We start from the raw sequence: 12,312 nt of genomic DNA, 5'->3' as shown, positions 1-12,312 counted from the left end.
GTAAATATTAAGGAGTGATAGCGATATCTCTCCTATGATAAAAACGCTAATAAATAGCAAAGATTAAAATAGCTACCTAAGGTAGCAATATAAAAATAAATATCCCCATTTTCTACAAGGCTGGGGAACAGTGAAAACTGTACAACAATTAGGTTACGACAAAATAAGGGTCTCTATAGAAAGAGCCTTTTGTCTAGGAATCAATAAAATATGTGTGGAATTGTAGGTGCTGTTGCACAACGTGATATCGCAGAAATTTTGTTAGAAGGTCTTCGTCGTCTTGAATATCGTGGTTACGACTCAGCTGGTATGGCTGTTGTTGATCACGAAGGTCATCTACAACGCTTACGTGAAGTGGGCAAGGTGCAAATGCTGGCGGAAGAAGCGGAAAAGAACCCTGTATCAGGTGGAACGGGGATTGCGCATACTCGTTGGGCGACTCATGGTATTCCAAGTGAACGTAATGCTCACCCGCATACGTCAGGTTATATTGCAGTTGTTCATAATGGTATTATTGAAAACTACTTAGAACTGAAAGAAGAACTGAAAAAACTCGGTTATGTCTTTAGTTCAGAGACTGACACTGAAGTGATTGCTCACCTTGTTCACCATGAACAACAAAAAGGTGGGTCACTGGTGGAAGTGGTTCAACGTGTTATTCCACAATTACGCGGTGCTTACGGTACGGTAATTATGGATAGCCGTATTCCTGAATTATTAGTCGCCGCACGCTCTGGTAGCCCATTGGTTATTGGCTTAGGTGTGGGTGAAAACTTCTTAGCATCGGACCAATTAGCACTACTGCCTGTGACTCGTCGTTTTATTTACCTTGAAGAAGGTGATGTCGCGGAAGTTACTCGCCGTACTGTTCGTATTTTTGATAATAACGGTGCCCCTGTTGAACGTGAGCAAATCGAATCAAATGTTCAATATGATGCAGGTGATAAAGGCGTTTATCGTCATTACATGCAAAAAGAAATTTACGAACAGCCAATGGCAATTAAAAACACCCTTGAAGGGCGTTTTGACAAAGACAATGGCATCGATTTGAGCGAATTAGGCCCTAAAGCCGGTGATATTTTATCTCAAGTTGAGCATATTCAAATTGTTGCTTGTGGAACATCTTACAATGCAGGCATGGTTGCGCGCTATTGGTTTGAATCCTTAGCAGGTATTCCATGTGATGTGGAAATCGCTTCAGAGTATCGTTATCGCAATCCAGCACATCGTAAAAATAGTTTAATGATCACGTTGTCTCAGTCAGGTGAAACGGCGGATACATTAGCGGCATTGCGTTTATCTAAAGAATTAGGTTATCTGACTTCTTTAGCTGTTTGTAATGTTGCAGGCTCTTCATTGGTACGTGAATCAGAATTTGCGTTGATGACAAAAGCGGGTGCAGAAATTGGTGTGGCATCAACCAAGGCATTTACTACACAATTAACTGTTTTACTGATGTTAGTGGCGTATATGGGGCGTTTAAAAGGTGCAAACCCTGAGCTGGAAGAAAATATTTCCCATGCATTACATGCGCTCCCTTCCCGTATTGAAAGCATGTTGTCTCAAGATAAAGTCATCGAAGCATTAGCGGAAGATTTTTCTGATAAGCACCATGCATTATTCTTAGGTCGTGGTGATCAATTCCCTATAGCAGTTGAAGGGGCATTGAAATTGAAAGAAATTTCATATATTCATGCGGAAGCTTACGCTGCGGGTGAATTGAAACATGGTCCATTAGCGTTAATTGATGCAGATATGCCTGTCATTATTATTGCTCCTAATAATGAGTTACTTGAAAAGCTTAAATCAAATATTGAAGAAGTGCGTGCTCGCGGCGGTTTATTGTATGTGTTTGCTGATAAAGACGCGGGATTTGAAGCCAGTGAAAATATGAAAATCGTTTCTTTACCTCATGTTGAAGAACTGATTGCACCAATTTTTTATACTGTCCCATTACAATTACTGTCTTATCACGTCGCATTAATTAAAGGTACTGATGTAGATCAGCCTCGTAACTTAGCGAAATCTGTTACGGTTGAGTAATTAATAAATTGATTAATAAAGGGCTTGTGGGATGGCAAAATAGTTCTAAAATGGACAAAATAGATCTAAAGCAAGACAAAATAGATCTAAAATAGACAAAATATTTGTAAAATGAAAAAGTCCAGTTATGCTGATTAAAAAGCATACTGGATTTTTTTATGGGCAGATCTCAGCAATCTCTCTCTGAACTTCAAATTGCGCGTCGAATTAAAGACGGTCGTGGCCAAGGAGTTGGTAAAAAGTACACGCCTTGGCTTTATGTACAAGATGTTCCCTCCGAAGGCCGCTCGCACCGAGTGTATTCACATAAAACCGGCAGAATTCATCATTTATTGTCAGATCTAGAACTGGCAGCGTTTTTAGTGTTTGAGTGGGCATCTCATATCGTTGATATTAGAGAGCAATTCCCGTTACGAAGAGATGAAACTCAAGCAATAGCTAAAGACAATTGTCTGAGGCATCCCAGCATACGCGCTGTAGATCAGGTGATGTCATCCGATTTCCTCGTTGATTCTCGTATTGGCCCTCACCGGCAGTTTGCTGTACAGGTGAAATCATCTGAGTCGTTCAATGATACGAATATTATTGAAAAACTTGAAATCGAGCGTCGTTATTGGCTATCGAAGCAAATCCCATGGTTTTTAGTGACGGAGCATGAAATTGACCCAGTCATCAAACAAAATATCAGTTGGTTGTACCCGACGAAATCAGATGGCTTTATTGATGTGGAGCTGATTCAACAGTTGCCTATCCTTCAAAGTGCCTTTAGTAAATCGCCCCAGTCAAAAATGATTGATGTATGTAAGCAAATGGATACCGCTTATGATTTGGAACTTGGACAAACACTTCGAGATGTAAGAACGTTAATCGCGAACGGCTATTTAAAATTTAACATGTATCAAGCTTACAGAGTGCTCACAGCCTCAGATCTAGTTTTTTGTCCATTCAGTGATATAGAGGATTTGCTGCATGTGGCAAACCAATGAGGTCGTGAAGTTTGACGGCAAACTTTACCGCATTTTACTGGTGTTACCTGGTGAAGTTGTTTGGATCTGTCTTGAATCAGAGACTGCACAGCCTGAATACGTTCATGAATTGACTTTAAACAGTTTCATCGATGATTCGCGTTTATTTCGGCATGACGATCCCTTTGAAGCAAATTATTTGGATGAGCCTGCATTCGGCTCCGTTGCTTACAAAAAACGGGAACTGGGGTTGAGTGCGATTAAACCGATTATTGTGGATACAAAATGCTTTGACCCTAAAGTTCGTGCTCAGCGAGTTGAGGTAGTTCGTCAGTCAGGGATCGCTTCAATCGCTACAATTTATAAGTTGTTACGTCGCTACTGGCAGCGCGGGCAGAATCCGAATTCATTGCTGCCAGACTACAAGAAAAGTGGAGCGCCAGGAAAAAGTAGAGCGGCGAGTGGCCAGAGAAAAATTGGGCGTGTTCGTCAATATGGTGACGGCGAGGGGATGAAAGTAACCCCCGATATTGAACGTTTATTCAGAATCGCCATTGAGAAACATTTGCTGAATAAAAATGCAGAAAAAACGACCGTTGCCTATCGTCGTTTTGCGGATTTGTTTGAGCAGTACTTTCCCAATATTTCAGTCTCGGATAGGCCAACGATTAGACAGTTTCGCTACTTTTACAATCGGGAATATAAACAGTCTGAACGCCTAATCGCCAGAACAGCCCCAGGAATTTATAAAAAAGATATCCGCCCGCTTTCAAGCACCGCAACAGCACATGCACTTGGTCCTGGCAGTCGTTATGAAATTGATGCCACCATTGCAGATATCTATCTGGTTGATGATCAAGACCGTAGCAAGATTATTGGACGTCCAACGGTTTATATTGTGATCGATGTATTTAGCCGAATGATTGCAGGCTTTTATCTTGGTTTTGACAATCCGTCTTATGTCGTTGCCATGCAGGCGATTGTGAATGCGTGCATCGACAAAACTAAGGCCTGTAGTGAACTTGGTATTGAGATCAACTTTGAAGAGTGGCCATGCGTCGGTTTGCCAGATGTCATCTTGGCAGACCGTGGGGAGATGATGAGTCATCAGGTTAATGCTTTGATTGCTGGATTTAACGTTCGTATCGAAAGTGCTCCACCGCGCCGCGGCGATGCTAAAGGCATCGTTGAAAGCTGTTTCAGGACTTTACAAGCAGAATTTAAACCTTATGCGCCTGGAGCCGTCGAAGGCAATCGGATAAAAAAGCATGGTGAACGAGATTATCGCCTTGATGCAGTGATGTCGATTACCGATTTTGCTCAAATTATCCTGCGGACCATCCTATTTCGGAACAACTACCATGTTCTTGATAAATATGACCGTGATGAAGATCTACCGGCTGACATTCCGTCAATACCCATAGAGCTATGGAAATGGGGAATGCAACATCGAATGGGCAGCTTGCGCCAGATTGAAGCTAAGCCTCTTCAAATCGCCTTATTACCGCGTGCAAAGGTTACGATTTCGCCGTTTGGTGTGAGATTGTTTGAAATGTTTTATTCCAGTTCTGAGTTACTCAAAGAAGGCTGGTTACACCGTAGCACGGAAATTTACCGGCCAGACTCACTGGAAGCGGCTTATGAACCAGGTTGCGCAGATAGGATTTATCTTTTTCCACAATCCGGCAGCCGAGTTTATTGGGAATGTTTGTTAACGGATAAAAGTCGTCAATTTCGTGGGCTGAGTTTCTGGCAAGTTTGGGAAATACAGGCGGCTGAAAAGCACCACAAAGCAAATGCAAAATTTGTTGCAGATGTGAAGCGTCGAGAATTAGACGCTTTTATCCAGGAAAAAATCTCAACAGCAACCAAGCAATCGCCAGTCACTTCTGCAAGTAATCGCGAGCGTATTCAACAGATCAGACCCAATAAAAAAGCGGCAAGGGATGCAGAGCGGCTGCAACGAGTTCGGCCTGTGATTGCAGAAAACGAAAAGCCGCTTGCCGATGTGGTGGCACTAAAACCTGTTGAAGAAGATTATAGCTTGCCAACCTTTGTACCTGGGCTATTTGAAGATAACGAAGAGAGCTAGGAATGACTGCCTCAAAAATATCCGCAATATATCGTGATACTGGTGTTGCCGCTTATGCCGGCAATCCGTTTATCGAAGCATTGCCACCGCTACAAGAATCGTTCGATAGTGCCGCGGCACTGCGCTCAAGCATGCGCTTTCAGTCAGACGATTTACAAAAAACCAGAGTTACGCGCGCCCACAATATTTGTCGGATTTCCGATGAGTTCTTTCAACCACTTGGCGGACATATGCTGTTAAGCGAAAGGGTTTCATTGATGATCCGAGGCGGTTATGTTGGCCGAAATCCAAAAACTGGCGATTTGCAGCGACATTTACAAAACGGGTATGAAAGAGTTCAGACTGGTGATTTGACAACCTTCAGATTTGAAGAGGCAAAATCTACTGCACAAAGTATGTTGTTAATTGGTTGCTCTGGCAGTGGTAAAACTACGTCATTGGAACGGATTTTACAGACCTACCCTCAGGTTATTTATCACTCGCAGCTCAACCTTGAGCAAGTGGTTTACCTGAAAGTTGACTGTTCACATAATGGCTCACTCAAAGAGATTTGCCTGAATTTTTTCCGGGCACTCGATAAGGCGCTGGGGGCAAATTACGAGAAAAGATATGGCCTTAAGCGACATGGTATCGAAACTATGTTGGCGTTAATGGCCCAAATTGCCAACACGCATGCGCTGGGATTGTTGGTGATTGATGAAATTCAGCATCTTAGCCGGTCAAAGTCAGGTGGCTCGCAAGAAATGTTGAATTTCTTTGTCACCATGGTCAATACCATAGGTGTGCCGGTCATGTTGATTGGTACGCCAAAAGCGAGAGACATTTTTGAAGCAGATTTGCGTTCTGCTCGCAGAGGTGCTGGCCTTGGTGCCATTTTTTGGGAACCAATGGCTCAAGGGCGAGCCGAGCAACTCAATCAAGAGTGGGTTGCCTTTACCAACAACCTCTGGAAGCTGCAGCTACTGCAAAATCGAGATGTGCTACTGACCGAAAACATTCGCGCGGTATGGTACGACTTGAGCCAAGGCGTGATGGATATCGTGGTAAAGCTGTTTGTATTGGCGCAACTGCGCGCACTTGCAATTGGCAAAGAACGCATCACGGAGGGATTGTTGCGTCAGGTATATGAAGATGAGCTCATACCGGTACACCCTATGCTTGCGGCGCTTCGTTCAGGCATACCGGAGAAAATCGCACAATACTCAGATTTAATGGTTCCTGAGATGGATAAGCGGCTTATCCAATTACAGCAAGATATTGCTGCTATTAAAGAGAAAACGACCGAAGAAAAGGCTCTTCAGCAGCTTGCAACTGAGGATGAAAGACGGTTGTATTTGTTGCTTAAAGATGTTTATGACTCCAACCTGTTAGTGCCCACAGTACGAAAAGCTTTTGCAGAAAATCCGCAGCTGACCATGGTTCAACTATTACCAATTGTCTCGAATTGGATGTCATCAGGCGCTAACAGCAATACTTCAATGAAGGGAAAAAGCTCAAAAAACAAAGAAAAGTCAACGGTTATCAAACCCAATAGCTGGGATGAGTTGCCATCAGACGACCTTCGTTTTATCAAGTCGCAGTGCAAGAACTCAACCGACGTCCACACAGCACTCAACAAACAGGGGATGCTGTTAGATTTAACGACCGTGCTGAATTTGGCTGGGTAATACCATGCATAATTTCCCTGTGCCATATCCGAATGAGCTGATATATAGCACAGTGGCGCGTGCCAGCATTTATCATGGTATTACAAGCCCCAAGCAGCTACTGGACGAGATTTTTAACAACCGCAAAGTGATTGCCACGTTAGATTTACCCTGCCATTTACAGTCATTATCGGAACAGTTAAAAAACACTGGACGCTTCTCGTTAGAGGAGTTGATTTATAGGCACACAATGTTTCCACTTTATGCGCCATTTGTAACAGAGCTTCACAGAGTACGCGCTATGCAATTGATGGCTGGACGTTCACAAGGCGCAGTGCACTTGTTACTTGGGGTTGCCGCATCAAGGGTTAAGACCGATAACCGTTTGCGTTACTGCTCAGAATGTTTAAAAGTTCAGTCCCAACAGTATGGCGAGACTTTCTGGCAGCGTAATTGGTTTTTCCCAGGTTTGAATCTTTGTCCTGAGCATGGAGCTCTTCATCTATTTGCAGTTGGCACAACTGAACAGCGTCATCAATTTCATGCGTTAAATGTTAAAATTCCAAATTTGATGAATGATGTGCCTATCAATTCGGATTTAATGCACTTAGCGAAATACGCCAGACAACTCATAGCGATGGAGCCAGAATATTCGCCAAGCTTTTCACAATGGACAACTTTCTACCATGATCTAGCTTTAGACCTTCGCTTGTGCAGGGGCAAGCACATTAAGCACGATGACGTTTATTCAAGAATCAGTGATGCATTCCATCATAAAACCTTTGAGCAACTGCGTCTGCAAATCAATCCCTCGAGAGATTCTTGCTGGCTAAAAAGTATTTTCCGCAAACATCGAAAGGCCTTTAGTTACTTAGAGCATGCATTAGTTTGGAGGGCATTAATTCCCGATTTATCCACAAAAGAAATTGTGGCACTGGTTTGCAAAATTAAGCCAAACAATAAATTTTTTTGCAGTACAACCGAGCAACAGAAGGTAAATAATCAGGATTTACTGCGCAAACGCCAGCTTTGGCAGCAAGCTGTCCTAGAGGTGGGGGTAACCGCAGCGCGTAAATTCGGCAAAGGTAAGGCGTTATATGCTTGGCTTTATCGAAATGATAGAACTTGGCTGCTTCAATTTAATGCAGAATACCATCAGAGAAAACCCAACCCCCAGCTGAAATCTGATTGGCATAAACGTGATCTAATACTTGTGAGGCGTTTGCTTCGTTGGTTTCGGGCAAGTGAAATAGACTATTCTGTACCACGCTTGTCAGCAAACTACCTTTTATCGCAGCTGAAGAATAAAAGCACTGTTGAAAAAAACTTGAACAAACTGCCATTGGTTCATACGTTTTTGCAGCGATATTCCGAAACCATTACCGAATATCAGTTGAGGCGATTAAGTAATGCCTGTATCCAGGCTTACCGAGAAACTAGCCAACTAAAAAGTTGGGTTATTTTGCGTCAAGCAGGGCTAAGTAAGGAACGGTTAACCGCTGACAGCAAACGTGTTTTGGCTGAATTACGTTTATTTTCCTAGGAGATTGAGTGACGAGCATCAAAGGATTTGGCAAGGACGCTACTATAGTTCATATCGGGGATTTCTTTCGGTACAACAATGTGCCTGAATGGTCAATTGCCGTTTGGTGCTGGCCTACGCAAGATAAAAAACATGCCAGATTATCGAATTTACCCCTACTTAGCCGAGGGAAGCTGCCGAATAGTCAGAAAAAACAATCGCGCCGTATAGACAGAGTAATCACATTTGAACCTGGCTATAAGCTTATCGAAGCAAAATTGGCTGATTTCCCAGAGATCAGCAGCTTTAAGTCAATCCGAGATAAAGATGGAATTCAGAATGCTTTCTGCTGTTGGGGTAACAAAGACGATTGGATTGTTATACCACAGCTTGAACTTGCCAGGGCTATTTTCTTGGTCAATTCCTATCTCTGTCGGGCATGTTTGAGCAGTGCCACCTTACCCTTAGAATTTGATGTTCAACCCGTACCTGAACAAAATCATGTCAATATTCATGTGCTACAAACCAGTACTTTTCCAAAATCTGCGTTTGATCAAAGTGGCACTAAGCAACTTTTGGCATGGCTACTGACAGATCCTCAGGCATTGGCCTCTTACCAAAGCATCTTCCAACGCTATCAAGAAACGCGTGAGTTCAGAGATCGTTTGGAGAGCTGGCGTTTTAGCTTTACGCCACCTACGATGACAAACTGGAAATTACATGTTCGCGGTAGGTACAACACCGGTAAAAGCCATTATTTAGTGGAAGAAATTGTCGGGATTGATTTTGACGTCAATTTGCCAGAGAGCGTTGCGTTCATTCATCCGGATTTTGTCAACAACAAGCAAACTGACAGCAAAGCTCGCAGTGGCTCTGGCGGTACCGCCTGGCAACAAACTGACGAAGAGTTTGAAATTGATGACGAACAATCCGCTTCTGATGAAAATGAAACATTGATGCTAGAAGGAGACTTAACCTGGTGCCGCTTTACAAAGCCCAGCAGGGTTTACAAACAGGAAGTGGTTAAAGAACGCCCAAATCTGATTTTTGATGAACTTGCCGAAAAAGAGGCAGGCAGGGACGTGAGCACAGGAGAACCTCATCAAGGCGGCAGCTTGCCTGCGGCAGATGTTGGTGGCAAAGAGGACGTTACGGACCGAGAGCGACAATTTGCAAGTCGTTTCAAGAGTTTCGATCGAATGCTGCAGGTTTTAAAGTTCAAACATAAATGCCGAATTCTTCATGAAGAAACACTACCATTGCCTAAGGTCGGTCGCAGCAAACAACACCTTCTGGAGAATGGCACACAAAGGGCGATTAAGGCCGTTCGGCTTCGTTACATGCAGACTGATGTAGTGCTGTTAGAAGTTGATACCTCAGATGGTATCAAAATGCTCTCAACCAAAGTGATTTTTGGCTCAGATGCACGGGATTGGATCGAGCATTTCACTCTTATCCGCAAAGGTGTGGTCGCAAAATCAATATCTTGGCCTAACGAGTTATTGGATGGGTTGTTTGGTGAAAACTGTCACATCGGCATTAATCACCCCAAGCACCAAGGGGCAGAGGCTGGAAACATTCCGGTTGAGTCGATTGAGAGTTGGGCGCAACGCTTTACACAGTGTTTATCGCATTAATTTGATGGTTTTTTATAAGTGCATCAAATTGGCGCTCGCTTTACGAGATAAAAGGAAAATTATCTATCCAGTGGTTAACCCGGCACTCAATGGCTTCGCCAATTTCACTCGAGAACACCGGCAATGCTCCCACGTTAAATTATACCTACATTATTTTTTTTGCATCAAAAGCGATGAAACAACTTTAGCTTGACATTTAATCACACAAGTAGTGTTTTTTTAGCAGATTAATTAAATGCCCTTTTCGCAATGAGGGGCATCACATTACACCTAATCAGAAATCAAATTTGACTAAAAGTTGATCTTTCATGACTGTGAATTTTTATTCAGACTAGCTTTGTGACCTGTAGCCGGGCGCGATAGCCAGATTTTCTACACCATAGAGGGTGGGTGGTTAATTCCATTTAATACACCACCTATTTGCAAGTCGGTTGCACCACTCGTTGCAAACTGACAGCACCACCTAATTCACTAAAAGTACCACTGTATCGAATAGTGGCTTTGTGCCAATTGCAGACATTCCAACTTTAAGGCTGTAAAGTCCGCTTTTAGGTGTTAGCAGAACGCCGTTATAAGCGGCGGTTTTTAAGTAGCACTTTTGCCATAAAATGGAGCGAAGCGGAATGGCAAAAGAGCTACTTAAAAACCATCCGCTTGATAACCTTGTTAAGCCGTTTTTCCGAAACAAAAAGCAACTATAAACTTACTGGCGTAGACCGGTTCCATGTAAATTTTAAAGAAATTATATTTTCTTTTTTACAGTTTTCGTCAGGGGGAAACTGCGCGCTGCTTGAATTGCAGAAGTAATGGCATTCTTTGCTTGCGGACTATTTTTCCAGCAAGTTGAGCCGGTGATATTTGCGCCATGCTCCAAAATATTATTTATTTCAGCATTCGCCAATTGAGATAGCGTTACAATTCCCATTTGCTCTAAGCGCTCCACAACTTTTGGCCCTACACCTTTAACACTTAGCAATACTGCTTTTTCATCTTCAGAAAATGGCACAGTTTTTATTCCTTGTATTGGCTTAACGCAAAGCACACGGGCGGAAAAACGCGACAGCGTTTGACGCCCCAGCAGCCGCAGGCTGCGAGTGATGCGCATTGTTAGCCGCAACACACTAAACCCACGCGGCACTGCCGCCAAGCGATGCCAAACAGCGGCAACCCTGTGCAATATTAAAAACTAAACCAGCCAGCTGCGATACCAGGAAATGGGCTGGAACCTTAAAAACCGTTTACCAGCGAAGCCAATGAACCAGAAGGAACAACGCTACCGCCTTGGCCGCCAGCGACTAACTCACAAACTAGCGAACGTTAACTTTTGGCGCTGCCGCAAAGAAAACCAAACACGAGCAAGGCCCGAACAAAACTACTGACTAAAACCCTTAAAACCCCGAATGCCTGCTAACGCTTTGCTAATTGGCTGCCGCAGCGCAGCGTAGGCAGTCTATTCGAGGCCACGCCGTTTGTGGCCGGAACGAAATTAAGCAACTTGTTAAATTGTATTTGGTTACAACACAATATCAGAACAGACTTCAGGAGATTTCTGTGAATCTTGCAACATAGTTTGTTCAATCCAATTTCTGAAGTGTGAAATACGTGAATAATTTTCAATAACGCCGTACTTACCTTCTTGCCAACCGGTTGATTCGGCATTTTGCCACGAGCTTACACCAATAATACAAACTGAATTAGCATGGGTAATATATGCAGGCCCGCCAGAATCTCCGGGGCCACTTATTCCTTCCAATGTCAAGGCTTTCTCTCCCTCGTCAAATGCAAACTGCACCCACTGTTCTTTTGCTACAGTCACCACATTGTTTGCCGCTCTTAACTGTTTATCCGCACCGACAACTCCAGTAACACCATTCCCATGATCACCACGCCCGACGAAAGTTGCAATTTTGCCAGCTTCGTTTGGTAAGTCATTCAACTTAGCAATTGTCGCGTTTTCAATAGCAGAAGATAATTTAACAAGAGCTATATCATTAGGTAGTTGCTGATCTTTCCAAAGTGGATGCTTTACAATTTTTTCAATTGTATAAAAAGCATCCTTAAATTGAACTTTGCCACCTTTAGTTAAGTAATTAGCAACGTGCGCAGCAGTAACAATCCATTTGTCGGCGATGATACTTCCGGTTCCCGCAACAATATCTTCGCCTTTATAGACACCATAGAAAGTAACAGTAGAATTATCGCTTTTTGCTAACTTTTGATAATCTTCGTCTGACGTATCATGCCTGATGATTATTGCGTTAGCTGAAAAGGCTATAACCAGTAAAATCAAAAATATGCATTTCATTTAGAAGTTCCTATGTTCTATTTAAAATGGTAGCGCCAATTCAGTGAAGACCTCACTGAAAATAAGCTCTGGTTTATTGCCAGAACAAAATTAAGAAACTTG

At 43.0% G+C, this 12,312-nt stretch carries 9 protein-coding genes; 7 read left to right on the top strand and 2 right to left on the bottom strand.

The window, feature by feature from the left end; translation table 11 throughout:
- Positions 1 to 210 precede the first annotated feature (210 nt).
- The 6 genes from glmS (at position 211) to ABE954_RS00150 (ending at position 9,905) form a co-directional block, all read left to right on the top strand.
- On the top strand, positions 211 to 2,043 hold the full coding sequence (gene glmS / locus ABE954_RS00175; RefSeq protein WP_042846795.1) for a glutamine--fructose-6-phosphate transaminase (isomerizing): 1,833 nt from the start codon (positions 211 to 213) through the stop codon (positions 2,041 to 2,043).
- A gap of 158 nt (positions 2,044 to 2,201) precedes the next feature.
- Complete coding sequence (locus ABE954_RS00170; protein ID WP_063099979.1) at positions 2,202 to 3,029, top strand: heteromeric transposase endonuclease subunit TnsA; 828 nt, start codon at positions 2,202 to 2,204, stop codon at positions 3,027 to 3,029.
- Positions 3,013 to 5,100 (top strand): DDE-type integrase/transposase/recombinase, encoded by a 2,088-nt coding sequence (locus ABE954_RS00165; RefSeq protein ID WP_063099980.1) that lies wholly within the window; start codon positions 3,013 to 3,015, stop codon positions 5,098 to 5,100. The genes ABE954_RS00170 and ABE954_RS00165 overlap by 17 nt, the downstream gene beginning before the upstream one ends.
- 2 nt (positions 5,101 to 5,102) lie before the next feature.
- On the top strand, positions 5,103 to 6,767 hold the full coding sequence (locus tag ABE954_RS00160) for an AAA family ATPase (RefSeq protein WP_063099981.1): 1,665 nt from the start codon (positions 5,103 to 5,105) through the stop codon (positions 6,765 to 6,767).
- 4 nt (positions 6,768 to 6,771) lie between these two features.
- On the top strand, positions 6,772 to 8,289 hold the full coding sequence (locus ABE954_RS00155) for a TnsD family Tn7-like transposition protein (RefSeq protein ID WP_063099982.1): 1,518 nt from the start codon (positions 6,772 to 6,774) through the stop codon (positions 8,287 to 8,289).
- Positions 8,290 to 8,297: 8 nt separating this feature from the next.
- Positions 8,298 to 9,905 carry a Tn7-like element transposition protein TnsE gene (locus tag ABE954_RS00150; protein WP_063099983.1) on the top strand — a complete coding sequence of 536 codons (1,608 nt, stop codon included), beginning with the start codon at positions 8,298 to 8,300 and terminating at the stop codon, positions 9,903 to 9,905.
- Positions 9,906 to 10,647: 742 nt separating this feature from the next.
- Here the strand turns inward: ABE954_RS00150 and ABE954_RS00145 are convergent.
- Positions 10,648 to 11,010: a hypothetical protein gene (locus ABE954_RS00145; protein WP_306804508.1), complete on the bottom strand. Its 363-nt coding sequence runs from the start codon at positions 11,008 to 11,010 to the stop codon at positions 10,648 to 10,650.
- A gap of 109 nt (positions 11,011 to 11,119) precedes the next feature.
- Between ABE954_RS00145 and ABE954_RS00140 the strand changes: the two genes are divergently transcribed.
- Complete coding sequence (locus tag ABE954_RS00140; protein ID WP_272678896.1) at positions 11,120 to 11,284, top strand: hypothetical protein; 165 nt, start codon at positions 11,120 to 11,122, stop codon at positions 11,282 to 11,284.
- A 134-nt stretch (positions 11,285 to 11,418) separates the two neighbouring features.
- Here ABE954_RS00140 and ABE954_RS00135 read toward each other — a convergent pair whose 3' ends face one another.
- Positions 11,419 to 12,210, bottom strand: a complete 792-nt coding sequence (locus ABE954_RS00135; protein WP_063100058.1) for a trypsin-like serine protease — start codon at positions 12,208 to 12,210, stop codon at positions 11,419 to 11,421.
- Positions 12,211 to 12,312 lie beyond the last annotated feature (102 nt).

The organism is Providencia sp. TYF-12 (assembly GCF_041344805.1).
GTDB lineage: Bacteria > Pseudomonadota > Gammaproteobacteria > Enterobacterales > Enterobacteriaceae > Providencia > Providencia huashanensis.
The sequence above is the reverse complement of the archived record's forward strand: the minus strand, read 5'-3'. Positions and strand labels throughout refer to the sequence as shown.